At 55.5% G+C, this 24,295-nt stretch carries 24 protein-coding genes; 14 read left to right on the plus strand and 10 right to left on the minus strand.

Going from position 1 to position 24,295, the window contains the following annotated elements; all coding sequences use genetic code 11:
- Positions 1-367 (plus strand): transposase (locus tag KW828_RS19515; protein WP_218336403.1); only part of this gene is annotated, 367 nt, incomplete at its 5' end.
- A gap of 151 nt (positions 368-518) precedes the next feature.
- On the opposite strand, the gene fghA is transcribed toward KW828_RS19515, so the two are convergent.
- The gene (gene fghA, locus KW828_RS19520) at positions 519-1,355 is read right to left on the minus strand and encodes an S-formylglutathione hydrolase (RefSeq protein ID WP_218337916.1); all 837 of its coding nucleotides are present in this window, start codon (positions 1,353-1,355) and stop codon (positions 519-521) included.
- A 140-nt stretch (positions 1,356-1,495) separates the two neighbouring features.
- On the opposite strand from fghA, the gene KW828_RS19525 reads away from it, so the two are divergent.
- The 7 genes from KW828_RS19525 (at position 1,496) to mglC (ending at position 9,675) form a co-directional block, all read left to right on the plus strand.
- A complete protein-coding gene (locus KW828_RS19525) occupies positions 1,496-2,632 on the plus strand; it encodes a YbfB/YjiJ family MFS transporter (protein ID WP_218337917.1) in 1,137 nt (378 codons plus the stop codon).
- Positions 2,633-2,751: 119 nt separating this feature from the next.
- Positions 2,752-3,417 (plus strand): GTP cyclohydrolase I FolE, encoded by a 666-nt coding sequence (gene folE, locus KW828_RS19530; protein ID WP_218337918.1) that lies wholly within the window; start codon positions 2,752-2,754, stop codon positions 3,415-3,417.
- A gap of 18 nt (positions 3,418-3,435) precedes the next feature.
- On the plus strand, positions 3,436-4,593 hold the full coding sequence (gene yeiB / locus KW828_RS19535) for a DUF418 domain-containing protein YeiB (RefSeq protein ID WP_218337919.1): 1,158 nt from the start codon (positions 3,436-3,438) through the stop codon (positions 4,591-4,593).
- Between the two features lie 155 nt (positions 4,594-4,748).
- Positions 4,749-5,774: an HTH-type transcriptional regulator GalS gene (gene galS / locus KW828_RS19540; protein ID WP_218337967.1), complete on the plus strand. Its 1,026-nt coding sequence runs from the start codon at positions 4,749-4,751 to the stop codon at positions 5,772-5,774.
- Between the two features lie 285 nt (positions 5,775-6,059).
- Positions 6,060-7,058 (plus strand): galactose/glucose ABC transporter substrate-binding protein MglB, encoded by a 999-nt coding sequence (gene mglB / locus KW828_RS19545; RefSeq protein ID WP_218337920.1) that lies wholly within the window; start codon positions 6,060-6,062, stop codon positions 7,056-7,058.
- A gap of 70 nt (positions 7,059-7,128) precedes the next feature.
- The gene (gene mglA / locus KW828_RS19550; protein WP_218337921.1) at positions 7,129-8,649 is read left to right on the plus strand and encodes a galactose/methyl galactoside ABC transporter ATP-binding protein MglA; all 1,521 of its coding nucleotides are present in this window, start codon (positions 7,129-7,131) and stop codon (positions 8,647-8,649) included.
- A 15-nt stretch (positions 8,650-8,664) separates the two neighbouring features.
- Positions 8,665-9,675 carry a galactose/methyl galactoside ABC transporter permease MglC gene (mglC, locus tag KW828_RS19555; protein ID WP_218337922.1) on the plus strand — a complete coding sequence of 337 codons (1,011 nt, stop codon included), beginning with the start codon at positions 8,665-8,667 and terminating at the stop codon, positions 9,673-9,675.
- A gap of 129 nt (positions 9,676-9,804) precedes the next feature.
- Here mglC and KW828_RS21985 read toward each other — a convergent pair whose 3' ends face one another.
- On the minus strand, positions 9,805-9,930 hold the full coding sequence (locus tag KW828_RS21985) for a hypothetical protein (RefSeq protein ID WP_256350287.1): 126 nt from the start codon (positions 9,928-9,930) through the stop codon (positions 9,805-9,807).
- A 462-nt stretch (positions 9,931-10,392) separates the two neighbouring features.
- Between KW828_RS21985 and KW828_RS19565 the strand changes: the two genes are divergently transcribed.
- On the plus strand, positions 10,393-11,619 hold the full coding sequence (locus KW828_RS19565) for an EAL and HDOD domain-containing protein (RefSeq protein WP_218337923.1): 1,227 nt from the start codon (positions 10,393-10,395) through the stop codon (positions 11,617-11,619).
- On the opposite strand, the gene sanA is transcribed toward KW828_RS19565, so the two are convergent.
- From sanA to KW828_RS19585, 4 genes are all read right to left on the minus strand, one after another.
- Entirely contained in the window at positions 11,616-12,338 is a 723-nt protein-coding gene (sanA, locus tag KW828_RS19570; RefSeq protein WP_218337924.1) for an outer membrane permeability protein SanA, read from the minus strand. The two genes, KW828_RS19565 and sanA, sit on opposite strands and share 4 nt — an antisense overlap.
- A gap of 127 nt (positions 12,339-12,465) precedes the next feature.
- Positions 12,466-13,350: a cytidine deaminase gene (gene cdd / locus KW828_RS19575; protein WP_218337925.1), complete on the minus strand. Its 885-nt coding sequence runs from the start codon at positions 13,348-13,350 to the stop codon at positions 12,466-12,468.
- 129 nt (positions 13,351-13,479) lie between these two features.
- Positions 13,480-14,175 carry a CidB/LrgB family autolysis modulator gene (locus KW828_RS19580; RefSeq protein WP_218337926.1) on the minus strand — a complete coding sequence of 232 codons (696 nt, stop codon included), beginning with the start codon at positions 14,173-14,175 and terminating at the stop codon, positions 13,480-13,482.
- Positions 14,172-14,570: a CidA/LrgA family protein gene (locus tag KW828_RS19585; protein ID WP_218337927.1), complete on the minus strand. Its 399-nt coding sequence runs from the start codon at positions 14,568-14,570 to the stop codon at positions 14,172-14,174. Before KW828_RS19585 ends, KW828_RS19580 begins: the two co-directional genes overlap by 4 nt.
- A 217-nt stretch (positions 14,571-14,787) precedes the next feature.
- Between KW828_RS19585 and dusC the strand changes: the two genes are divergently transcribed.
- Positions 14,788-15,726 (plus strand): tRNA dihydrouridine(16) synthase DusC, encoded by a 939-nt coding sequence (gene dusC / locus KW828_RS19590; RefSeq protein WP_218337928.1) that lies wholly within the window; start codon positions 14,788-14,790, stop codon positions 15,724-15,726.
- Positions 15,727-15,755: 29 nt separating this feature from the next.
- Here dusC and yohP read toward each other — a convergent pair whose 3' ends face one another.
- Positions 15,756-15,839 (minus strand): small membrane protein YohP, encoded by an 84-nt coding sequence (yohP, locus tag KW828_RS22165; protein WP_071785213.1) that lies wholly within the window; start codon positions 15,837-15,839, stop codon positions 15,756-15,758.
- A gap of 170 nt (positions 15,840-16,009) precedes the next feature.
- Here yohP and KW828_RS19600 point away from each other — a divergent pair, with 170 nt between their 5' ends.
- Positions 16,010-16,780, plus strand: a complete 771-nt coding sequence (locus KW828_RS19600) for an SDR family oxidoreductase (protein WP_218337929.1) — start codon at positions 16,010-16,012, stop codon at positions 16,778-16,780.
- A 27-nt stretch (positions 16,781-16,807) separates the two neighbouring features.
- On the opposite strand, the gene KW828_RS19605 is transcribed toward KW828_RS19600, so the two are convergent.
- A complete protein-coding gene (locus KW828_RS19605; protein WP_218337930.1) occupies positions 16,808-17,380 on the minus strand; it encodes a DedA family protein in 573 nt (190 codons plus the stop codon).
- Between the two features lie 175 nt (positions 17,381-17,555).
- Here KW828_RS19605 and KW828_RS19610 point away from each other — a divergent pair, with 175 nt between their 5' ends.
- Together KW828_RS19610 and pbpG are read left to right on the plus strand one after the other, a co-directional pair.
- Positions 17,556-18,143, plus strand: coding sequence for a Yip1 family protein (locus tag KW828_RS19610; RefSeq protein WP_218337931.1), 588 nt, complete (start codon positions 17,556-17,558; stop codon positions 18,141-18,143).
- Positions 18,144-18,327: 184 nt separating this feature from the next.
- Positions 18,328-19,278: a D-alanyl-D-alanine endopeptidase gene (pbpG, locus tag KW828_RS19615; protein WP_218337932.1), complete on the plus strand. Its 951-nt coding sequence runs from the start codon at positions 18,328-18,330 to the stop codon at positions 19,276-19,278.
- Here the strand turns inward: pbpG and KW828_RS19620 are convergent, their stop codons facing one another.
- Together KW828_RS19620 and dld are read right to left on the minus strand one after the other, a co-directional pair.
- Positions 19,279-19,833 (minus strand): GNAT family N-acetyltransferase, encoded by a 555-nt coding sequence (locus KW828_RS19620; protein WP_218337933.1) that lies wholly within the window; start codon positions 19,831-19,833, stop codon positions 19,279-19,281. It lies immediately after the preceding gene.
- Between the two features lie 151 nt (positions 19,834-19,984).
- Positions 19,985-21,691 (minus strand): D-lactate dehydrogenase, encoded by a 1,707-nt coding sequence (gene dld, locus KW828_RS19625; RefSeq protein ID WP_218337934.1) that lies wholly within the window; start codon positions 21,689-21,691, stop codon positions 19,985-19,987.
- Positions 21,692-21,874: 183 nt separating this feature from the next.
- On the opposite strand from dld, the gene bglX reads away from it, so the two are divergent.
- Positions 21,875-24,172 (plus strand): beta-glucosidase BglX, encoded by a 2,298-nt coding sequence (gene bglX / locus KW828_RS19630; RefSeq protein WP_218337935.1) that lies wholly within the window; start codon positions 21,875-21,877, stop codon positions 24,170-24,172.
- The last annotated feature ends 123 nt before the right edge of the window (positions 24,173-24,295 follow it).

Here is a 24,295-nt window from a genome sequence, read left to right on the forward strand (position 1 = left end):
GACCTCCGCGGTGCTGCTGGCGTATGCGGGGCTGAAAGAGCGGTTCGGACAGGCGAGACAGTTCGCGGCGTTCGCGGGACTGACGCCGCGGCAGCACGACTCGGGGAGCAGTGTGCACAGGGCGAGCCGGATGAGTAAGGCGGGTCATGTGTCGCTGCGCAGGGCGCTGTATATGCCGGCGATGGTGGCGCTGTACAAAACGGCGTGGGGAAAAACGTTCAGGGAGCGTCTGGAGAAGAACGGCAAGGGAGCGAAGCTGATAATCGGGGCGATGATGCGTAAGCTTGCCCAGGTGGCGTATGGCGTCCTGAAATCAGGACGCCCGTTCGATGCCACGCTGCATGAGGAAAATGCTTGCATGGCATAACAGTATCTACATCCGGGCATGTGTCGGGTGGCGGCTGCGCCTTACCCGGCCTACACTCGGGTATGTGCCGGGTGGCGGCTATGCGCGTCATTCCCGGCCTACGTAACATGCCGTTGTAGGCCCGGCAAGCACAGCGCCGCCGGGCACACCGTTACTTCAATAAATGCTGCGCATGGAAGCGCAGATGATCTTCAATAAAGGACGCAATAAAGTAGTAGCTGTGATCATGACCTGGCTGCACGCGCAGGGTCAGCGGCCAGCCGGTCTGGCGTGCCGCTTCCGCGAGGCGTGCAGGCTGGAGCTGATCGGCCAGAAACTGATCGCTGTCACCTTGATCGATAAGCGTCGGGATTGCCTCATCCGGCTTGCTGTTTAACATCAGCGCACAACTGTCCCATGCCAGCCAGTCGGCAACATTATCGCCCAGATAAGCGCTAAAGGCTTTCTGCCCCCACGGCACCTGGCATGGATTCACGATTGGGGCAAACGCCGACACGCTGGTATAGCGGCCCGGATTTTTCAGCGCCATGATCAGCGCGCCGTGACCGCCCATCGAATGTCCGCTGATGGCGCAACGATCGCTGACGTTAAATTGCGCGCGGATCAACGCCGGCAGCTCATCGCGCAGATAATCATACATCCGGTAATGCGCCGCCCACGGCTGCTGGGTGGCGTTCAGGTAAAAGCCTGCGCCTTTGCCCAGATCATAGCTTTCGCTGTCGGCGACATCATCGCCGCGCGGACTGGTATCCGGCATCACCAGCACAATGCCCAGCTCTGCCGCCACGCGCTGCGCCCCGGCTTTGGTGGTAAAGTTCTCGTCATTACAGGTCAGGCCGGAGAGCCAGTAGAGCACTGGCGGCGGCGTTTCCCGGCGTTCTGGCGGTAAAAACACGCTGAACGTCATCGTACAGTTCAGTACGGCGGAGTCATGACGCCAGCGCTGCTGCCAGCCGTCAAAACAACGGTGTTCTTCAAGCATTTCCATGCGAAATTCCTCTACTCGTCATACGCAAAAAGAAGGGGTTATCATACAGACATTCACTTTGCCGTGAGTAACTTTCACTTCCGCATATCTGCAACATACTGCATCATAAACACAACTTTACATTAACTTATGGGATGCAGATGGCGCTCAGAATTGCGCTCAGTGGATTTGTGGCGTTGATTGTGGCGATGGGGATTGGTCGTTTCGCTTTTACCCCGCAGGTACCGCTGATGATCCGCGACGCTCAGCTCACCCTGACCAGCGCCGGGCTGGTGGCCGCCATGAACTACCTCGGTTATCTGCTGGGGGCGTGGGATGCCATGCGCGCGCACCGGCACGTGGAAAGCCGTCTGTACGCCGGTGTTTTTGGTGCCGTGGCGCTGACGTTTCTTTCGGCGTTGGCGGATAACGCCATTGCCCACGGCCTGCTGCGGCTGGTGATCGGCATGATGAGCGGCTGGGCGATGGTGCTGACCGCTGCGTGGATCACCGACCAGCTGGCCCACGCGGGTAAGCCTGGCCTGAACGCCGCCGTGTTTGCCGGGCCGGGGGCGGGCATCGCCCTGAGCGGCCTGCTGGCGATCGGCATTCAGTCTGAAGCGTTATCCGCGGCGGCGGGCTGGCAGGTCTATGGCGTACTGGCGCTGGTATTGATCGCACTTATCGCTCGCTGGCTACCGCGACCGGGACAGCTTCACCGCAGCGGCGAAAAGCCGCAGCCGTTGCAGCTCACCCGTGACATTAAACGGCTGGTCTGGAGCTACAGCCTCGCGGGCTTTGGCTACATCCTTCCGGCCACCTTCTTATCGCAGATGGCGGCCCAGCGCTTCCCTGGCAGCGTTTTCGCCCAGTTTGTCTGGCCGGTATTTGGCGCGGCGGCGGTGCTTGGCATTGCGCTGAGCATCGCCTTACGCCACGTTGGACGCAGCCATCAGCGGCTGGCCGTCGTGCTCTGGCTACAGGGGGCAGGGGTGATTGCCGCCTGGCTGCTGCCGGGGATGGCCGGGCTGGTGAGCGGGGCGCTGCTGGTGGGCGGCGGTTTTCTTTGTGCGGTGCAGCTGTCGCTGGTGTGTGGACGTGAGCTGGCCCCGACGCACGCGCGCTATATGGCCGGACTGTTGACCACCGGTTACGCGATCGGGCAATTAGTGGGGCCGATGACCTCCGCGCTCTCTACCTGGCTGACCCGGCAACTGGAGCCGGCGCTGGGTCTGGCGGGGATGGCGCTGTTTATCGGCGGCGGGCTGGTGTGGAAACGTCAGCAAGAAAGGTCGTAACGATTTCAATAATTATCGCGGTGAATACACTGGATTATGTGCGTGACCTCACGCACAATGACTGCGCACTTTGTCTGCTAAGCGGCAAAGGATAGCGACACCTGCAGGAGAATAAAGAGATGCCATCACTGAGTAAAGAAGCCGCACTGGTGCATGAAGCCCTGGTCGCCCGCGGCCTGGAAACCCCGTTGCGCGCACCGGCCGACATCGACAACGAAACCCGTAAGCGTCTGATTGCCGGGCATATGACCGAGATCATGCAACTGTTAAATCTCGATCTAAGCGACGATAGCCTGATGGAAACCCCGCAGCGTATCGCCAAAATGTACGTGGATGAGATCTTCTCCGGCCTTGATTACGCCAATTTCCCGAAGATCACCGTTATCGAAAACAAAATGAAAGTCGACGAGATGGTGACGGTACGTGACATCACGCTGACCAGTACCTGTGAACACCATTTTGTGATCATCGACGGCAAAGCGACCGTGGCCTATATCCCGAAAGATGCGGTGATCGGCCTGTCGAAAATTAACCGCATTGTGCAGTTTTTCGCCCAGCGCCCGCAGGTGCAGGAGCGCTTAACGCAGCAGATCCTCACCGCCCTGCAAACGCTGCTTGGCACTAACAATGTGGCCGTTTCTATTGATGCGGTGCATTACTGCGTCAAAGCGCGCGGCATTCGTGATGCCACCAGCGCCACCACCACCACCTCGCTGGGCGGATTATTCAAATCCAGCCAGAACACCCGCCAGGAGTTCCTGCGCGCGGTACGTCATCACAACTAATTGAGGCAGGCAACATTCATGGAACGTCATGTCACGCTGGATTTTATTCGTGGCGTTGCCATTCTGGGGATTTTGCTGCTGAATATTAACGCCTTCGGTTTACCGAAGGCGGCTTACCTTAATCCGGCGTGGTACGGCGACATCACCTTGCGGGATGCCTGGAGCTGGGCGCTGCTCGATGTCTTCGCACAGGCTAAATTCCTTTCGTTATTTGCCATTCTGTTTGGCGCCGGGCTGCAATTATTGCAGGGGCGGGGCAAACGCTGGATCCAGTGCCGCTTAACGCTGTTAGTGCTGTTGGGTTTTATGCACGGTCTGCTGTTGTGGGACGGCGATATTTTGCTGGCCTATGGTCTCGTCGGGCTGGTGTGCTGGCGCATGATCCGCGATGCGTCATCACTGAAAACGCTGTTTAACACCGGCGTCGCGCTGTATCTCATCGGAATAGCGGTGTTGTTGCTGCTGGGGGGTATCGCCGGGAATGAGCCGAACCGCTCGTGGATCCCGGATGCCGCTAATCTGCAATATGAAAACTGGTGGAAAACCACCGGCGGGCTTGAAGCCATCAGTAACCGGGCAGACATGTTGTCCGACACGCTGCTCGCCATCGGTGCGCAATATGGCTGGCAGCTGGCAGGATTGATGCTGGTGGGCGCGGCGCTGATGCGCAGCGGCTGGTTGAAAGGGCAGTTCAGCCTTAGCCACTACCGCCGTAGCGGGTTGCTGCTGATCGCCGTCGGCCTGCTGATCAATATTCCGTCCGTGATCGCCCAGTGGCAGCTTGGCTGGGATTATCGCTGGTGTGCTTTTTTACTGCAGGCCCCCCGCGAACTGAGCGCGCCGCTGCAAACCCTGGGCTATGCTGCGCTGGCTTACGGCTACTGGCCGACGTTAAGCCGCCTGAAGCTGGTTAATGCGGTGGTGTGTGTCGGACGCATGGCGCTCAGCAACTATCTGCTGCAAACCCTTATCTGCACCACGCTGTTCTATCACTTCAATCTGTTTATGAAATTCGACCGCCTGCAACTGCTGGCTTTTGTGCCCGTTATCTGGGTGGTGAATCTGTTGTTCTCGGTGTGGTGGTTGCGCCGTTTCCGCCAGGGCCCGGTTGAATGGCTGTGGCGACAGCTTACCGCGCGTGCGTCAGGCGTTTCATTGTCCCATACATCCAGATAACGATCTGGATCACAATCATTAACAAAACGGATGTAACCGTTTCCATCTGTGTGATGTTCTTCACGCTGGATCCCGCCGCCGACTGACAGAATACCCCTCTTGCTAAACACAGGGGGTGTCTGTGAGCTGTTGCAACCTGAGAAAAGAAAATGTCTATGATCACCATTCGTGACGTGGCTCGCCTCGCGGCCGTTTCCGTCGCGACGGTATCCCGTGTGCTCAATAACAGCGCGCTGGTCAGCCCGGAAACGCGGGAAACCGTGATGAAGGCTGTGGCGCAGCTGGGTTATCGTCCGAATGCCAACGCCCAGGCGCTGGCGACGCAGGTCAGCGATACCATTGGCGTGGTGGTGATGGATGTCTCCGATGCCTTCTTCGGCGCGCTGGTTAAAGCGGTGGATATGGTCGCCCAGCAGCATCAGAAATATGTGCTGATCGGTAACAGTTATCACGAAGCGGAAAAAGAGCGCCATGCCATTGAGGTACTGATACGTCAGCGCTGTAACGCCCTGATTGTGCACTCAAAAGCCCTCAGCGATGAGGAGCTGGCGGGCTTTATGGAGCAGATCCCCGGCATGGTATTGATCAACCGCGTCGTGCCCGGTTATGCCCATCGTTGCGTGGCGCTGGACAACGTCAGCGGCGCGATGATGGCGACGCGCATGATGCTGAGTCACGGCCATCAGCGCATCGGCTATCTGGCGTCCAGTCATCACATTGAAGATAACGATCTGCGCCGCGAAGGCTGGCAACGGGCGCTGGCAGAGCAGGGGATTGTCGCCCCGGAAAGCTGGACCGGCACTGGTGAGCCAGATATGCAGGGCGGGGAGGCGGCGATGGTTGAATTGCTGGGCCGCAACCTGCAACTGACCGCGGTATTTGCCTATAACGACAGCATGGCCGCCGGCGCGCTGACGGCGCTGAAAGACAACGGCATTGCGGTGCCACAGCATTTATCACTCATCGGCTTCGATGATATTCCCATTGCCCGCTACACCGATCCCCAGCTCACCACGGTGCGTTATCCCATCGCTTCCATGGCGAAACTGGCGACGGAACTGGCGTTGCAGGGGGCGGCAGGAATGCTGGATCCTGCTGATTCTCATTGCTTTATGCCGACGCTGGTGCGGCGGCATTCAGTGGCGGCGAGGCAAACTGTGTCGTCGATCACTAACTTATAACGATCTTGTATGTAACCGTTTTCAATCTGTGAGTAAATTCACAGTATCTTAACATCGCCATGACTATGATGTCAGCGTTCCAGGGGCTGAAACAGAATGTAACGGTAAGGAAGCTGATTCGTCGTACCGTTGCCCCACAAACGGCGAACAGATCGAACACTGGAGCGTTACCGAACACGGAAGACAATAATTTTAAGTGACCTTCGGCGACAGTAACGTTTCACCAACCTGCTGCCCTGCCGATCATTATTCACAAGAACTACCCTGCATAAACCCGGAGATACCATGAATAAGAAGGTTTTGACTCTGTCTGCTGTTATGGCAAGCATGCTTTTTGGCGCGGCTGCAAATGCTGCGGATACCCGTATTGGTGTGACCATTTATAAATACGACGACAACTTTATGTCTGTTGTGCGTAAAGCCATTGAGAAAGATGCTAAAGAAGCGCAGGGCGTTGAACTGCTGATGAACGACTCGCAGAACGACCAGTCCAAACAGAACGACCAGATCGACGTTCTGCTGGCGAAAGGCGTGAAAGCCCTGGCCATTAACCTCGTTGACCCGGCAGCGGCGGGCACGGTTATCGAAAAAGCACGTGGTCAAAACGTTCCTATCGTTTTCTACAACAAAGAACCTTCACGTAAAGCGCTGGACAGCTACGACAAAGCGTATTACGTCGGTACTGACTCTAAAGAGTCCGGTATTATCCAGGGCGATCTGATTGCCAAACATTGGGCAGCAAACCAGGGCTGGGATCTGAACAAAGACGGCCAGATCCAGTTCGTCCTGTTGAAAGGCGAGCCGGGCCACCCGGATGCTGAAGCACGTACTACCTACGTTATCAAAGAGCTGAACGACAAGGGCATCAAAACCCAGCAGCTGCAAATGGATACCGCCATGTGGGATACCGCAATGGCGAAAGACAAAATGGACGCCTGGCTCTCTGGCCCGAACGCTAACAAAATCGAAGTGGTTATCGCCAACAACGATGCGATGGCAATGGGTGCGGTAGAAGCACTGAAAGCTCACAACAAATCCGCTGTTCCGGTATTTGGTGTGGATGCCCTGCCAGAAGCGCTGGCACTGGTTAAATCTGGCGCACTGGCCGGTACCGTGCTGAACGATGCCAACAACCAGGCGAAAGCGACCTTCGATCTGGCGAAAAACCTCGCCGACGGTAAAGAAGCCACTGCCGGCACTGACTGGAAACTCGACAACAAAGTTGTTCGTATTCCTTACGTCGGTGTTGATAAAGAAAACCTGTCTCAGTTCAGCAACAAATAAGAACGTTCCACTGGGCGCATTCATTTGCGCCCTTTTATAACGCGATGTGCCAGGCCAACAAGGTATAAATATGGTCAGCAATAATACTCAGTCGTCAGGCGAATTCTTGTTGGAAATGAGCGGTATCAACAAGTCGTTTCCTGGCGTTAAGGCGCTCGATAATGTGAATTTAAAAGTTCGTCCACATTCCATCCATGCATTAATGGGTGAGAACGGGGCGGGCAAATCCACATTATTAAAATGCCTTTTTGGGATCTATCAAAAAGATTCCGGCAGCATACTTTTTCAGGGGAAAGAGATCGATTTCCATTCCACCAAGGAAGCACTGGAAAATGGTATCTCAATGGTTCACCAGGAATTAAACCTGGTATTACAACGTTCTGTAATGGACAACATGTGGCTGGGGCGTTATCCCACCAAAGGCGTGTTTGTCGATCAGGACAAAATGTATAAAGACACCAAAGATATTTTCGACGAACTGGATATTGATATTGACCCGAAAGCGCGCGTCGGTACGTTATCTGTTTCGCAAATGCAGATGATTGAAATCGCGAAAGCGTTCTCCTACGACGCTAAAATCGTCATCATGGATGAACCCACTTCATCGCTGACGGAAAAAGAAGTTAATCATCTGTTCAAAATTATCCGTAAGCTGAAAGATCGTGGCTGCGGCATTGTCTATATCTCGCACAAAATGGAAGAAATATTCCAGCTGTGTGATGAAATCACTATTCTGCGCGACGGACAGTGGATTGCCACCCAGCCGCTGGAAGGGCTGGATATGGACAAAATCATCGCCATGATGGTGGGTCGCTCGCTGAACCAGCGTTTCCCGGACAAGCAAAACGTACCGGGCGAAACCATTCTGGAAGTGCGCAACCTGACCTCACTGCGTCAGCCGTCCATTCGCGATGTGTCCTTCGACCTGCGCAAAGGCGAAATTCTCGGTATTGCCGGGCTGGTAGGGGCGAAGCGTACCGATATTGTGGAAACCTTGTTTGGTATTCGCGAAAAATCATCCGGTACGATCAAGCTGCACAATAAGTCGATTAATAACCATAATGCCAACGAAGCCATTAATAACGGCTTTGCGCTGGTTACCGAAGAGCGCCGCTCAACGGGGATTTACGCCTATCTGGACATCGGATTCAACTCACTGATTTCCAATATTCAGAACTACAAAAATAAAGTCGGCTTGCTGGATAATTCCCGCATGAAGAGTGATACCCAGTGGGTTATTGACGCTATGCGCGTTAAAACGCCGGGTCATCGCACGCAAATTGGTTCTCTGTCGGGTGGTAACCAGCAAAAAGTGATTATCGGCCGTTGGTTGTTGACCCAGCCGGAAATACTGATGCTTGATGAACCGACGCGCGGTATCGACGTAGGTGCGAAATTCGAAATTTATCAGCTCATTGCAGAGCTGGCTAAAAAAGGCAAAGGGATCATTATCATTTCGTCTGAAATGCCGGAATTGTTAGGGATCACAGACCGTATTCTGGTAATGAGCAATGGCCTCGTTTCCGGAATTGTTGACACTAAAACGACAACGCAAAACGAAATTTTGCGTCTTGCGTCTTTGCACCTTTAAGATCAGGGGCTCCTCATGAGTGCGTTAAATAAAAAAAGCTTTCTCACTTATCTGAAAGAGGGCGGTATTTACGTCGTTCTTTTAGTGTTACTGGCCATTATTATTTTCCAGGATCCAACATTTTTAAGCCTGCTGAACTTAAGTAACATTCTTACCCAGTCATCGGTGCGTATTATTATCGCGCTGGGTGTGGCAGGGCTGATTGTCACCCAGGGTACTGACCTGTCAGCGGGGCGTCAGGTGGGTCTGGCGGCGGTGGTGGCGGCAACGCTTCTGCAGTCGATGGAAAACGCCAACAAGGTGTTCCCGGAGATGGCGACCATGCCGATTATTGTGGTCGTGGCTATTGTCTGCGTCATTGGCGCGATCATTGGCCTTATCAACGGCATTATCATTGCGTACCTGAACGTAACGCCGTTTATCACCACCCTTGGCACCATGATCATCGTTTACGGTATCAACTCCCTGTACTACGACTTCGTGGGCGCGTCGCCGATTTCCGGCTTTGATTCCGGCTTCTCGACCTTTACCCAGGGCTTTGTGGCACTTGGCACATTCCGGTTGTCGTACATCACCTTCTACGCGCTGATTGCGGTGGCGTTCGTCTGGGTGCTGTGGAACAAAACCCGCTTCGGCAAAAACATTTTTGCTATCGGGGGTAACCCGGAAGCGGCGAAAGTGTCTGGTGTGAACGTGGCGCTGAACCTGCTGATGATCTATGCGCTGTCCGGCGTGTTCTATGCCTTCGGCGGTATGCTGGAAGCGGGCCGTATCGGTTCGGCAACCAACAACCTCGGCTTCATGTACGAGCTGGACGCCATCGCAGCCTGCGTAGTGGGCGGCGTTTCCTTTAGCGGCGGTGTGGGTACCGTGTTCGGTGTGGTGACCGGTGTGATCATCTTCACCGTTATCAACTACGGTCTGACCTATATCGGCGTGAACCCGTACTGGCAGTACATTATCAAAGGCGGCATCATCATCTTCGCCGTGGCGCTGGACTCCCTGAAGTACGCGCGCAAAAAATAAGTATCGTCACAAACAAAAAACCCACGGTAACGTGGGTTTTTTTATGGCTGGATTGCCCGGCGGCACGAGGCTTGTCGGGCCTGCAGGCAGTACCATGCAGGCCGGGTAAGCGCAGTACCGCCCGGCACCTTAATGTTTGGCTTCAAGGGTTTTATACAGCTGGATGGCTTCGTTAATATTATTCGTTTCGAGAGAAGCGATCTTTTCTTCGTTGGTGTACACGTCATACTTCTCGCCGTTCAGGCGGAATAACACCGACTGACCGCGATAGCGAACAACTTTTTCTCTGACGCCAATGCCCCGGCGACGCAGCGCGATTTTGGCTATTCTGTCGATGGTGATCCCCTTCCTGCTTTCCTGAACGTGGTGGCTCGGTGTAAAAATAATGTTAAAGCCATAGAGAGTATAGTGCTTATCAGCTTAAAGTAACCTTAAGAATTCGCCTCCCGGCTCATGAAACTCAGACAGCGAAAGCGTCAATATGTGCCCACGTCAAACGAGAATAGCGCATTTTCCCCCTGGGTTGTGAAGATGAAAAAGACCACCCCCTGCACAGGCGCGATTAACCCCGCCAGGCTATGCTTATTAATTATGAAGGCGCGTCACAGCGCCTGCCGGGAATAAATTGCAAAATCATGTTATAAGATTAAGCAAGTTTTAGAGGGCGGATCGCGACAGTCATTTCCGTCAATGCGCATACGCCATGGAGGCTGTTTCATGTATTCATTCATCGCCCGGCAACCGGTATTTGACAAGAGCATGTCGACCGTCGCCTATGAGTTGCTTTTTCGCGACGGCATGACGAATCGTTTTCCGGATGTTTCGCCGGAATATGCGACTAAACAGATCATCGCCGATCTGTTTCTTTCAACCTCGTTGCCCAAACTGGTCGGCAATAACAACTGTTTTATCAACTTCCCACCCGAGATGATCGTCCAGGGTTTTGCGGATACGCTGCCGCACGACAAAGTGGTGATTGAAATCCTCGAAACGGCGAAACCCACTGATGAACTGCATGATGCGGTGCGTCGGTTGTATGGCTGGGGCTTTAAAATTGCCCTCGATGACTTCACGCTGGAGAACGGCTGGGAACGTTTTATGCCGTACATCAGCATTGTGAAGTTCGACATCCGTGCCTATTCCTTCGAGGAAATAACCCAGTACATTAACCAGCATAAGAAATACCTTAGCAAAGTAAAATTACTGGCGGAAAAAGTCGAAACCGCGGAAGAATTCGAGCGCTACAAAGCTTTTGGCTTCGATTTATATCAGGGCTATTTTTACAGCAAGCCGGAAATTATAAAAAATAAACGCCTGTCCCCTGGTAAAGTATTACAGCTACAGCTTATTCAGGAAGTAAACACCCCCGATCCGGATCTGTCTAAGGTTGAGAATTACCTCAAGCGTGATTTGACCCTCTCCTATACCCTGATGCGCTACACCAAAAACGTTCTGTTCAATAATCGCGGTATCGTGCTGGGTAAAAACGCTACCCTCCGGGACACGCTGCTTTATTTAGGCATCAACGAAGTGCGGCGCTTTGTCTCGATCTCCTGCCTGACCAACATGGCGGATGTGAAAACCGATCAGCTTTACCATATGAGCCTGGTGCGCGGCATGTTTTGTGAACTGATGGCGAAAAAAACCGGCAACGCCAGGCTGGCCAGCGATGCCTTCTTCTGTGGACTGTTCTCGCTGCTCGACACCATCCTGGGTATTTCGATGGAAGATCTGTTCCTGCAAATTCTGTTGCCTGAAAATGTGATGGATGCGCTGACGAAGCAGGAAGGGGTCAGCTGGCAATTCCTGATGCTCGCCCGTTTCTATGAGGAGCAGGACTGGGACAACGCCACGGCGCTGATGGACAGTTTCAGGCTGGATCAGGCGACCGTCATTGACGCGATGAAACAATCCATCGCGTGGGCCGATAAAATTTCCGCTTAACGTCCTTTGGGTTTGCTCAGCTGGTCGCTGAGCTGCTCCGGTGTCACCGCCGGATAACCCTGGGCGTCATCGGAGGGTTCACTGATATTTGGGATCGGCACCAGCGGGCCGAGAAAACGCGGCTCGCGTTTGAAAATATACAGATCCGCCAGCGCGCCGAGCCGCGCACCGAATTCACGCACGCGCACGGTCAGCATATCTTTTGGCGATGGCACCGCATAACACTGCGCCTGGATCCCCATATGCAGCGCGATAAACAGCGCCCGTTCGCAGTGAAAACGCTGGGTGATGATGATGAAGTCGTTGGTATCGAAGACTTTACGCGTGCGCACAATAGAATCCAGCGTACGGAACCCGGCATAATCCAGCACGATGTCCTGCGGATCGACGCCGCCGCCCATCAAATCCTTACGCATCGTCACCGGTTCGTTATAGCTCTGCTGGGCATTATCGCCGCTCAGCAACAGGTAATTCACCTTGCCGCTGTTATAGGCGTTGAGCGCCCCCTGAATACGGTAACGGTAATACTGGTTGATGACGCCGGTGCGGTAATATTTGGCGGTGCCGAGCACCACCCCCACCTGGCGGTAAGGCAAATCTTGCAGATCGTCGTAGATATAAGGCGCGGTTTTCCAGCTTATCCAGCGGTCCAGTCCAAGCGCAGTAAACACCAGTAAGCCGATGAAGACTAACAGGCTGTAAAACAAACGCTTCAACATGCAGATAGCTCAATAATGGGGGAAATTTCACTCAGGCTACTTTACGCGTCGGTTTTGCGCAAGAAACGGTGATTCGATTGCGGGGATTTTCATCACTGCGGACCTGAACGCCCGCAGTGAAAGGGAATCAGGCAAGCAGTACGCGCTCGATATTCTGGCAGCCAAGGGCTTTCAGCGTGGCGGCGGTTGCATCCCATTGGGTGAGTGTCGCTTCGGCTTTTTCCGCCAGCACCGCGCGCTGAATGTCCGGGTAATCATACCCGTTCAGGCTGAGCAGGTTCAGCGCACTCTGTAGCGGTGGCAGAGACGGGTTAAAGGCGGCGTTCTCGGCGTAACGACCGGCAAACAGCGTACCGTCGCGGCACTCCAGCGCCAGCCCGGCCGGGGCCTGACTGTACGGCGCATGGCTCTTGTTCGCCGCGGCGATCGCCGCCTGCGTCAGCGCATCGCCGGTAACCGCAAAGCCGTGATTTTCGTCGTCCATCAGCAGCGTTTTAATATCCAGATCTTTCGGTCCGAACGCGTCCGGCAGGTAATCTGCCAGCGTATGCGGATCGCGACCCGGCAGATTAATACGCAGCGACAGGCCGCTGTTCAGTTCGTTCATAAACTGACGGCAATGGCCGCAAGGCGTGTAATTAACGGTGACGGAGGCGAGGGATTTCTCCCCGCGCAGCCACGCGTGGCTGATGGCGCTCTGCTCGGCATGCACCGTTTGCTGCATGGTCGCGCCGATAAATTCCATATTGCCGCCAAAATACCAGGTACCGCTGACGCCGCGCGCAATGGCACCGACGTTAAAGTGCGACACCGGCGTGCGGGCGCAGGCTGCGGCAAGGGGTAACAGCGCGAACGCCAGTGCGTCTTCGTCCAGTCGCGTTGCATTTTTAAGCATGGCGACCTGTTCCGCGGTCAGCAGGGCAGGGAAGTGCTCATCCGCCAGAAGGGGGGCCAGGGCGGATTGCAGATCCGCCGCGAGACTTGCGAAAGCAGCGTGAAAACGTGAATGCATGGCATTGCCTCATAACAGTGTAATGGGAGCGTAGTTTACGGGCCGTTAAGGCCTTTATATGTGATTATTATCACACTGTGTATGCAACTTATGAAATTCAAATGAAAATTGCGCGACGCATCGCAAATTTTAGCCCATTACCGCGAGGATCAACGGGAAGATAAATGGCGCTAATAGCGACGTGATAATGCCGCAGATCACCAGTGCCAGCGAACTGAATGCGCCTTCCTGATAATCCAGCTCCGCACAGCGGGCGGTACCCAGCGCATGCGAGGCTGTACCCATCGCCAGACCGCGCGACGCTTTGGTGCGAATACGCATCACATTGAGAAGGGAGTGGCCGAATACCGCACCCAGAATGCCGACAAAAATCACGCACATGGCGCTGATGGCGGGAATACCGCCGAGGCTGCCGCCCACCGCCATCGCAATCGGCGTGGTCACAGATTTTGGCAGAATAGAGGCGGCGATTTCCGGCGTCGCCCCCATTAACAGCGCAATAGAGGTGCCGGTCACCATCGCCACCAGGCTGCCGACAAAGCAGATGGTAATAATGGATTTCCAGCGGGCGCGGATCTGATGCAGCTGCTCGTAGAGCGGATAGGCCAGCGCGACGACCGCCGGTTGCAGTAGATCATTGAGGATTTTACTGCCCTGAAAATAGCGTTCGTAAGGAATGCCGGTCAGCAGCAGGAACGGAATGATCACCACCATCGAAACCAGCAGTGGGTTCAGCAGCGCAATACGCACGCGGGTCGCCAGTTTGCGCGCGGCGAAAAATACCGCCAGCGTCAGCGGCAAAGACCACCAGATGGAAGCCATCATTGTTTCTGCTCCTCCTCGCCGACGATTTTGCGTTCACCATGCACAATGTGCGAACTCCAGCTGACCACCAGAAACACCACCAGCGTACTGACGGCGCAGGAGACCACCACCGGGCCAAACTGGGCGATCAGCACGTCATAATATTGCATCACCCCGACGCCAATCGGCACGAACAGCAGCGCCATATAACGGATCAGCACATAGCAGCCGGGGTTCACCCATTTTGCCGGCAGAATTTGCAACGCCAGCAGCAGGAACATAATTAGCATGCCAATAATACTGCCGGGAATGGTGATCGGCAGCAGCGAGGCGATAAAGATACCGGCATACAAGCAGGCATAAATCAGGACAAACGCACGCAGATATTGCCAGACAACAGTGAGTGATTTATTCATGGTGACTACCTTTGATGAGACGCATTCATCATACAATTAAATTCTGAAATGTGCTACCGGTCACAACCTGCAGCCGAGCATAACAAACAAACCCGTGATTAACGTTATGCATTCACACAAGATTAGGCGTAAAACGGCCGTTCATCCGGCGGCTTGACCCTTTCATCACCGGCCCGGAGACGCTACCATACGCGCCTCTTAATCATTGGGTATTGTTATGCGTGTATTACTGGCTCCGATGGAAGGCGTGCTCGATTCGCTGGTGCGCGAGCTGCTGACCGGGGTAAACGACTACGATCACTGCATCACCGAATTTTTGCGCGTGGTCGATCAACTGTTGCCGGTAAAATCGTTTTATAAAATCTGCCCGGAATTACAGCATCAAAGCCGCACTCCCAGCGGCACACCGGTGCGCGTGCAGCTACTGGGACAATACCCACACTGGCTGGCAGAGAACGCTGCCCGCGCCGTCGAGCTTGGCTCCTGGGGCGTCGATCTCAACTGCGGCTGCCCGTCCAGGCTGGTCAACGGTAGCGGCGGCGGCGCCACCTTACTCAAAGATCCCGATCTGATTTACCGTGGCGCAAAAGCGATGCGTGAAGCGGTGCCTGCGCATCTGCCGGTGACGGTAAAAATCCGCCTCGGCTGGGATTCCGGCGATCGCCAGTTCGAAATCGCCGATGCGGTCCAGCAGGCCGGGGCCAGCGAGCTGGTGGTGCATGGCCGTACTAAAGAAGATGGTTATAAAGCCGAGCGCATCAACTGGGCGGCGATTGGCGAGATCCGCAAACGCCTGCGTATTCCGGTAGTAGCCAATGGCGAGATCTGGGACTGGCAAAGCGCGCAGGATTGCATGGCGGTCACCGGCTGCGATGCGGTGATGATTGGTCGGGGCGCACTCAACGTACCGAACTTAAGCCGCGTGGTGAAATACAACGCACCGCGCATGCCGTGGCCGGAAGTAGTGCAGCTGTTACAGCGCTACAGCCAGCTTGAGAAGCAGGGCGACACCGGGATGTATCACGTGGCGCGTATCAAACAGTGGTTAGGCTATTTACGCAAAGAATATGTTGAGGCCACTGCGCTGTTTGAACAGGTGCGTACCCTGAAGCACTCATCCGCCATTGCGGCGGCGATTGATTCGGTAGCCCTGTAAATGACTTGCCCCCATAACGGGGGCAATTTTTAGAAAATCATTTTAAACACGCCGGTCACCACCAACAGCCCAATCAGAAAAATAATCAAAACCGCCCATAATAAAATTTTCATCGTCCTTTCCTTTTAAGAGTCATATGCCTGCACGCATTAGTGTAGGCAAACATTTCCGGCTTTGCCTGGTCAGCGGGCAAGATCGTTTGTGCATCAGGCTTTTACCCTTCGCGAACCTCCTATACTTACCTCTTTGCCGTTCCCGGCATATTTCCCCGGAGGAGTTCCACATGGTTTCGACGAACAAAGTAGCCATTGTTACGGCGTCAGATTCAGGTATTGGCAAACAATGCGCGCTGGTGCTGGCTAAACAGGGCTTCGATATTGGTATTACCTGGCATTCCGATGAGGAAGGGGCAAAAGCCACGGCGAGGGAAGTAGAAGCCCTGGGGCGTCGCGCAGAGCATGTGCATCTTGATCTGGGGCATCTGCCGGAAGGCGCTGAGGCCATCAACACGCTGATCGAACGTTTCGGACGTATTGATGCGCTGGTAAACAACGCCGGGGCGATGAGCAAAGCGCCGTTTCTCGACGTGGAGTTTAACGACTGGCGTGCGGTCTTTACCGTTGATGTGGATGGTGCGTTTTTGTGCTCGCAAATTGCCGCGCGGAAAATGGCGCAGCAGGGGCAGGGCGGGCGCATTGTGAATATCACTTCGGTGCACGAGCACACGCCGCTACCGGAGGCCAGCGCCTATACCGCCGCTAAACACGCGCTGGGCGGGCTGACCAAATCTATGGCGCTGGAGCTGGTGGATCACCGTATTCTGGTCAACGCCGTCGCGCCTGGTGCCATCGCCACCCCGATGAATGACATGGACGATGAGGACGCCAAAGACGGTTCGCTGCCGATTGTGCCGCTCACCCGTCCAGGTAAAACCCAGGAGATCGCAAGCCTGGTGGGGTGGCTGTGCTCGGAAGATGCGAGCTACACCACGGGCCAGTCGTTTATCGTCGATGGCGGCTTTATGCTGGCAAACCCGCAATTTAACGCGAAATAACGTTACCGCGCCGGGCCGTTGCCCGGCTTAGTCGTCCTCATCCTTAGCGTGGCGGTGCGTGAACCAGTAACGCAGCGCCAGCGCAATCGCCACCGCCAGCACGATCCACACCCCATGCTTAAGATGCTGATTCAGGTTATGCAGCCACGGGCTTATCACCTCACCACCAACATAGCCCAGCGTGGTGAAAATCAGCGCCCAGACAATGGCACCGAGAATATTAAGCGGCAGAAAGAGTTTCGGCGGCAAATGACTTGCGCCAATCAGCAGCGGGCCAATGATGCGAAAGCCGTACATAAACCGCGATCCAATCACAAACAGGTAGGGCCGATGCTGGATCAACTTCTGCGCGCGGCGGATTTTTTTCTGATGGCGGGAAAAGCGCCGTAAAATGCGCTCGCCATAACGCCGCCCCAGCAGGTACAACAGCTGGTCGCCAATCGTGCCGCCGAGCGCCACCGATACCACTACCAGCCAGAAACGAAGCAATCCCTGATGCGCCGCCACACCGCCGAGCAGGGTAATGGTTTCACCTTCCGCCACGCTGCCAATCACCAGCGCCGCATAGCCGTACTGCGTTATCAGACCGTTTATATCCACGACAAACTCAACTCATTGTTTATATCCATTATTTAAAGCATACACCTTCAAAAGCGAATGGGATCGCCACGAGGGGCCTCAGATTATTTATCAGACTTATCGGTTCGCTCAAAAAATAACCAATATCTGCATTATACTTACAGGGTCGACGTTCGGCTGACTGTGAGGGGGCGTTATGAACCATGTCTGGGGACTCTTTTCCCATCCCGATCGTGAAATGCAGGTCATTAAACGCGAAAACGAAACGGTTTCGCACCATTACACGCACCACGTATTACTGATGGCCGCCATTCCGGTGATTTGCGCCTTTATCGGTACCACGCAGATCGGCTGGGATTTCGGTGATGGCAATGTCATGCAGCTTTCGCTGTTCAGCGGTTTGTATCTCGGCATTCTGTTTTATGCCCTGATGCTGGCGGGCGTGGCGATCATGGGCAGGGTCATTTACTGGATGGCGCGCGGTATACCGCAGCGACCGTCGCTGGCGCGCTGTATGGTGTTTGCCGGTTACGTCGCCACGCCGCTATTTTTAAGCGGCATCGTCGCACTGTATCCGCTGGTCTGGCTGTGCGCGCTGGTGGGCACGGCGGCGCTGGTGTGGACCGGTTATCTGCTGTATCTCGGCATCCCCACCTTCCTGAATATCAGTCGTGAAGAAAGCCTCAACTTTTCCGGCTCGACGCTCGCCATTGGCGTGCTGGTGCTGGAAGTGCTGCTGGCGCTCACGGTGATCCTCTGGGGCTACGGCTATCGGCTGTTCTGAGGCGCTCCTCCGCTGATTGCATTGCTGGTGTGAATGCCAGCAATGCAAACTTATGCAACGATTCTTCTCTGGCGACAACCGGGGCGGGCGGCTATCATGCCTTTGCCAGCTTTTGTCATTATTTTATTGCCGACAACAGCGGTGCGCCTTATTACGCGCGTGAATCATTATCAGAAGCCTCACCATGCTGAAATTTCGTGTTTCCTTATTAAGCCTTGCGTTATTACTGAGCGTGCCTGTGGTTCCCCAGGCGCTGGCAAAAGCGTCTGCTGTCGCGACCGCAGCCCAGCCCGAGATCGCCTCCGGCAGCGCGATGATTGTCGATCTGAACACCAATAAGGTGATCTACTCCAGCCATCCCGATCTAGTGCGACCGATTGCGTCTATTACCAAGCTGATGACGGCGATGGTGGTGCTGGATGCCAGCCTGCCGCTGGATGAAAAACTGAAAGTCGATATTAGCCATACGCCGGAGATGAAAGGTATCTATTCCCGCGTGCGGTTAAACAGTGAAATCAGCCGCAAGAACATGCTGCTGCTGGCGCTGATGTCCTCGGAAAACCGGGCGGCAGCGAGCCTCGCGCACCATTATCCGGGGGGATATGACGCGTTTATCCGTGCGATGAACGCCAAAGCGAAAGCCTTAGGTATGCGCAACACGCGCTTTGTGGAGCCGACGGGGCTGTCGATCCATAACGTCTCTACGGCGCGGGATCTGACACGTCTGCTGGTGGCGACAAAACAGTATCCGCTGCTCGGTCAGTTAAGTACCACGCGGGAAGAGATGGCGACCTTTAGTAATCCGCCGTACACGCTGCCGTTTCGCAACACCAACCATCTGGTCTATCGCGATAACTGGAACATCCAGCTGACGAAAACCGGCTTTACCAATGCTGCCGGTCACTGTCTGGTGATGCGTACCGTGATTAACGGCAAATCGGTGGCGCTGGTGGTGATGGATGCGTTCGGCAAATACACCCACTTTGCGGATGCCAGCCGTCTGCGTACCTGGATCGAAACCGGTAAAGCCCAGCCTGTACCGGCAGCGGCGCTGGCCTACAAGCGCCAGAAAGCGGCGCAAATGGTGAGCAGTGGCGGCAGTGCCGCAGGCGAGCAAACCGCGCAGAACGATTAATTATTCCGGCAGCGTCCAGTCACCGTCGTTGAGTGGGCGCTGCATAATCAACGTATCCCGCCAGTCACCCATTTTATATCCCACGCTGCGCAGCTGACCGGCAACGGTGAAACCGTGCTTTTCATGCAGACGCAGGGAACCGGCATTGTTATGGCCGTCGCCGACCACGGCGATCATCTGCCGCCACGGGCCTTCCTCGCAGCGGGCGATCAGCGCATCCATTAGCGCCCCGCCGATGCCATGACCGGTCATGCTGGCATCAACATAAATCGATTCTTCAAGAGTAAAACGGTAAGCGTGGCGCGGGCGGTAGGGTTTGGCATAGCAGTAGCCGACCACAATGCCGCGATACAGCGCCAGCAGCCATGGCAACCCTTCAGCGGTGACGGCCTCAATACGTTCACGCATCTCCTCCACGGTGGGCGGGATTTCTTCAAAAGAGGCGCGCCCGTGCAGCACATGCCATGCGTAGATGGCGGCCACGGCATGCGCATCGTCAGGCCCTGCGTCGCGGATCTCCACTTCGGTTCCCGTTAAAACATCAATAACAGACATGGGTATAGGCTCCAGAGTGGCAGGCCATAGAAACGTTTCTATGGCGTAGTGGCGCTACTCTAGTACGAAAAAGGAACACAGAATACCCTGTGCATCACAGTGCGACACACAGCGCCAGGCCTGCGCTGTGTGGTTCAGCTTTCGGTTTGCATTACACCCAGTTTTTCAGCTTGGAAGTCTTGCCGATGCCGGGGTTCATGCTGTTTGTCGGGTCATTGCTGCGATAAAATTGTTTTAGACTTTCTGCTGCTTCATACAGGTGACCGACGTTGTGTTCCGCCGGGTACTGCGCCCCACGGGCGTGCAGCAGCGCCAGCATCTGATCTTTCAGCGCATGGGCATCGACGCCCTTTTTCACGATGTAATCTTGATGGAAGACGTAGCACAGGAAATGCCCGTAATAGAGCTTATGCACCAGCTGGCTGTCGATCTCCGGCGGCAGCGTTTCAAACCACTGCTCGTCATTGCGGCGCAGGGCAATATCCAGCGCCAGAATATCTTCCACTTCCTCCGCATGTACCGCCTGATACCGGATCGCCGCCCCCGCCGCCGCAAAGCGGTGCAGGAAGGCTTTATTCCCTTCTTCGGTGGTACAGGCGAAGAAATCGCCTTCTGCATCAGCGAAATAGGATTTCAGCCAGCTTTGCGCTTCGGCAATGCCATCGCCGGACATTTTCAGCAGCAGATGATGTTCATATTTATCCCGCCAGGTTTTCATACGCGGCGGCAGATGGTTCGGGAACAGGTTGCCAAGCTTCTGCATCGCCCGGTCAGTGAAGTGGGGTTTCACCAGCGGCACTTTTTCCAGCATCGCATCGGTGCGACCTTTCAGGGTAAAGAACAGCGGCATTTTGTCGGTGCCGAGTTTATCGATCATCAGGAAGGTATCTTTCCCGTAGCGCTCGGCGATGTCGTAAATATCGCGATGCATATACTCGCCAGCCACCGGCAAATGGGTGAAGTTGGCCAGAATATGACGGCGGATCTCCGTCAGCACCGCCGGCTGATTGGTGCCGATATAAAACACCTGCTGGCGTTTTTCTGCCGGGAAGGTGTCCAGACGCACAGCAAACACCGCGAGCTTGCCCGCGCAGCCGGAGGACTCAAACAGGCGATCCGGATCGGCGTTATAGCGCGCCGGGGTGTCTGCGGTGATGTCGCGCACGCGGGTAATGTAATCGTGGTCATGGGCATGGCGACCGTCATGACGCACCTCGGCGTCGCTGATGCGATCATCGTCCAGCTTGCTGAGGATCTGCTCCGGCGTGGTGCCCAGATCAATGCCCAGATGGTTCACCAGCTGTAACTGACCCTCTTCATTAATACGCGCAAACAGCGACATTTCGGTGTAGGCCGGGCCGCGCTGCACCAGCGAGCCGCCGGAGTTATTACAGATGCCGCCGATCACCGACGCGCCGATGCACGATGACCCTATGACCGAATGGGGTTCGCGCCCCAGCGGCTTGAGCGCTTTTTCCAGCGAATACAGCGTGGTACCCGGATACGCCAGCACCTGCTCGCCTTTTTCCAGCAGATGCAGCTTATCAAGACGCAGCGTACTGATGATCACAATCTCGCGGTCATAATCATTGCCGTCCGGCGTTGAACCGGCGGTCAGGCCGGTATTGGCCGCCTGCATCAGAATAATTTTATCGGCGCGCACGCAGGCGCTCAGCACGTGCCACAGCTCCAGCAGCGAGCCGGGGAACACCACCGCCAGCGCATCGCCCTGGCCTGAGCGGAAGCCTTTACGGTAGCGGGCGGTTTTCGCCGGTTCAGTCAGCAGATGGGCATGGCCCACGAGGCGGGTAAGTTCTTGCAGAAAAGCAGCGTTATGATCAGCATGATGACCAGACATGATCCACTCCTTGTGGCGGGGCAAAATTGACGCTTTAAAGCATAGCGCGGGAAAATGCATCACGCGGAACTAATCGTCAGAAAAATAAGAGAATAACCCTGCAACAGCTACTACGATTATGGCACACTGCGTTTTTCGCACGCTCTGCCGCCGGTATGGCGGTAATTACGAGAGATATACGACATGAAATGGCTATGTTCTGTAGGTGTCGCTGTGAGCCTGGCGCTGCATCCCGCGCTGGCGGAAGAAACGACCGGCAATCATCCCCTTACGCCGGAAGCGCGTGATGCCTTTGTCACCCAATTACTCGGCAAAATGACCACCGATGAAAAAATCGGTCAGCTGCGTCTTATCAGCGTCGGGCCGGATAACCCGAAAGAAGCCATCCGCGACATGATCAAAGCAAGCCAGGTAGGGGCGATTTTTAACACCGTCACCCGCCAGGATATTCGTGCCATGCAGGATCAGGCGATGCAGCTTAGCCGCCTGAAAATCCCGCTGTTCTTTGCCTACGACGTGGTCCACGGTCAACGTACCGTCTTCCCGATTAGCCTTGGCCTGGCGTCCTCGTTTAACCTCGACGCGGTGAAAACCGTCGGCCGCATTTCCGCTTATGAAGCGGCGGACGATGGTCTGAACATGACCTGGGCGCCGATGGTTGACGTCTCGCGCGACCCGCGCTGGGGCCGGGGTTCCGAAGGCTTCGGAGAAGATACCTATCTCACCGCCAGCATGGGCAAAACCATGGTGGAATCCATGCAGGGCAAAAGCCCGGCGGATCGCTATTCGGTGATGACCAGCGTGAAACACTTCGCCGCTTATGGCGCGGTGGAAGGCGGCAAAGAGTACAACAGCGTCGACATGAGCTCACAGCGCCTGTTCAACGACTATATGCCGCCGTACAAAGCGGCGCTGGATGCGGGCAGCGGCGGGGTGATGATCGCCCTGAACTCCCTCAACGGTACGCCTGCGGCCTCCGATACCTGGCTGTTAAAAGATCTGCTGCGCAAGGAGTGGGGCTTTAAGGGCATCACGATTTCCGATCACGGCGCCATTAAAGAGTTGATCAAACACGGCACCGCCGCCGATCCGGCTGACGCGGTGCGTGTGGCCCTGAAATCCGGCGTCGATATGAGCATGGCCGATGAGTACTACAGTAAATACCTGCCGGATCTGATCAAAAACGGCAAGGTGACGATGGCCGAGCTGGACGACGCCACCCGTCACGTGCTGAACGTGAAATATGATATGGGGCTGTTTAACGATCCGTACAGTCACCTCGGCGCGAAAGAGACCGATCCGCAGGACACCAACGCCGAAAGCCGTCTGCATCGCAAAGAAGCCCGCGAAGTGGCGCGCGAAAGCCTGGTGCTGCTGAAAAACCGCCTCGATGCGCTGCCGCTGAAAAAGAATGCGACCATCGCGGTGGTGGGGCCGCTGGCTGACAGCAAGCGTGACGTGATGGGCAGCTGGTCTGCGGCAGGCGTGGCGGATCAGTCCGTGACTGTGCTGACCGGCATCAAAAATGCCCTCGGCGATCAGGGCAAGGTGATCGTCGCTAAAGGCGCGAACATCACCGACGACAAAGACATCGTGACGTTCCTGAATCAGTACGAACCGGCGGTGCAGGTGGATGAACGCACCCCGCAGGCGATGATCGACGAAGCGGTGAAAGCGGCGAATCAGTCTGACGTCGTGGTGGCGGTGGTCGGGGAAGCCCAGGGCATGGCTCATGAAGCGTCCAGCCGTACCGATCTGACGCTGCCGCAGAGTCAACGCGATCTGATCGCGGCGCTGAAAGCCACCGGCAAACCGCTGGTGCTGGTGTTGATGAACGGCCGCCCGCTGGCGCTGGTGAAAGAAGACCAGCAGGCTGATGCGATCCTGGAAACCTGGTTTGCGGGCACCGAAGGCGGTAACGCCATCGCCGATGTGCTGTTTGGCGATTACAACCCGTCCGGTAAGCTGCCGATGTCCTTCCCGCGCTCTGTGGGGCAGATCCCGGTGTACTACAGCCATCTGAACACCGGTCGCCCGTATAACGCCGATAAGCCGAACAAGTACACCTCACGCTACTTCGACGAAGCAAACGGCCCGCTGTATCCGTTCGGCTATGGCCTGAGCTACACCACGTTCAGCGTGTCGGACGTGAAACTCTCTGCGCCGACCATGAAGCGCGATGGCACGGTGACGGCTAGCGTTGAGGTGACCAACACCGGCAAACGCGAAGGCGCAACGGTGTTGCAGATGTATCTTCAGGACGTGACCGCCTCAATGAGCCGTCCGGTGAAACAGCTGAAGGGCTTTGAGAAAATTACCCTGAAACCGGGTGAAACGCAGACCGTCAGCTTCCCGATCGACATTGAGGCGCTGAAGTTCTGGAACCAGCAGATGAAATACGACGCGGAACCGGGCAAATTTAACGTCTTTATCGGTACCGATTCGGCCCGCGTGAAGCAGGGCGAGTTCGAACTGCTGTAACCGATTTATCGCGATACCCAACGCCACCCTCCGGTGGCGTTTTTTTTGCCTGCGCTGCATCGCGCATTCTGCCGGGTGGCGGCATTTAACCTGGTCCGGGAGTGGTAAGTCTGTTTTGTAGGC

It is taken from the genome of Enterobacter sp. ENT03 (genome assembly GCF_019218745.1).
In the GTDB taxonomy this organism is placed as follows: domain Bacteria; phylum Pseudomonadota; class Gammaproteobacteria; order Enterobacterales; family Enterobacteriaceae; genus Enterobacter_D.

Bases quoted from the DNA above. Each gene is read 5' to 3' on its own strand.
- dld (WP_218337934.1), bottom strand. From the start codon at position 21,691: ATGTCTGGTCATCATGCTGATCATAACGCTGCTTTTCTGCAAGAACTT.
- galS (WP_218337967.1), top strand. From the start codon at position 4,749: ATGATCACCATTCGTGACGTGGCTCGCCTCGCGGCCGTTTCCGTCGCG.
- mglB (WP_218337920.1), top strand. From the start codon at position 6,060: ATGAATAAGAAGGTTTTGACTCTGTCTGCTGTTATGGCAAGCATGCTT.
- KW828_RS19525 (WP_218337917.1), top strand. From the start codon at position 1,496: ATGGCGCTCAGAATTGCGCTCAGTGGATTTGTGGCGTTGATTGTGGCG.
- KW828_RS19600 (WP_218337929.1), top strand. From the start codon at position 16,010: ATGGTTTCGACGAACAAAGTAGCCATTGTTACGGCGTCAGATTCAGGT.
- KW828_RS19580 (WP_218337926.1), bottom strand. From the start codon at position 14,175: ATGATGGCTTCCATCTGGTGGTCTTTGCCGCTGACGCTGGCGGTATTT.
- sanA (WP_218337924.1), bottom strand. From the start codon at position 12,338: ATGTTGAAGCGTTTGTTTTACAGCCTGTTAGTCTTCATCGGCTTACTG.
- KW828_RS19585 (WP_218337927.1), bottom strand. From the start codon at position 14,570: ATGAATAAATCACTCACTGTTGTCTGGCAATATCTGCGTGCGTTTGTC.
- KW828_RS19620 (WP_218337933.1), bottom strand. From the start codon at position 19,833: ATGTCTGTTATTGATGTTTTAACGGGAACCGAAGTGGAGATCCGCGAC.
- KW828_RS19610 (WP_218337931.1), top strand. From the start codon at position 17,556: ATGAACCATGTCTGGGGACTCTTTTCCCATCCCGATCGTGAAATGCAG.
- pbpG (WP_218337932.1), top strand. From the start codon at position 18,328: ATGCTGAAATTTCGTGTTTCCTTATTAAGCCTTGCGTTATTACTGAGC.
- yohP (WP_071785213.1), bottom strand. From the start codon at position 15,839: ATGAAAATTTTATTATGGGCGGTTTTGATTATTTTTCTGATTGGGCTG.
- bglX (WP_218337935.1), top strand. From the start codon at position 21,875: ATGAAATGGCTATGTTCTGTAGGTGTCGCTGTGAGCCTGGCGCTGCAT.
- cdd (WP_218337925.1), bottom strand. From the start codon at position 13,350: ATGCATTCACGTTTTCACGCTGCTTTCGCAAGTCTCGCGGCGGATCTG.
- yeiB (WP_218337919.1), top strand. From the start codon at position 3,436: ATGGAACGTCATGTCACGCTGGATTTTATTCGTGGCGTTGCCATTCTG.
- mglA (WP_218337921.1), top strand. From the start codon at position 7,129: ATGGTCAGCAATAATACTCAGTCGTCAGGCGAATTCTTGTTGGAAATG.
- dusC (WP_218337928.1), top strand. From the start codon at position 14,788: ATGCGTGTATTACTGGCTCCGATGGAAGGCGTGCTCGATTCGCTGGTG.
- fghA (WP_218337916.1), bottom strand. From the start codon at position 1,355: ATGGAAATGCTTGAAGAACACCGTTGTTTTGACGGCTGGCAGCAGCGC.
- KW828_RS19565 (WP_218337923.1), top strand. From the start codon at position 10,393: ATGTATTCATTCATCGCCCGGCAACCGGTATTTGACAAGAGCATGTCG.
- folE (WP_218337918.1), top strand. From the start codon at position 2,752: ATGCCATCACTGAGTAAAGAAGCCGCACTGGTGCATGAAGCCCTGGTC.
- mglC (WP_218337922.1), top strand. From the start codon at position 8,665: ATGAGTGCGTTAAATAAAAAAAGCTTTCTCACTTATCTGAAAGAGGGC.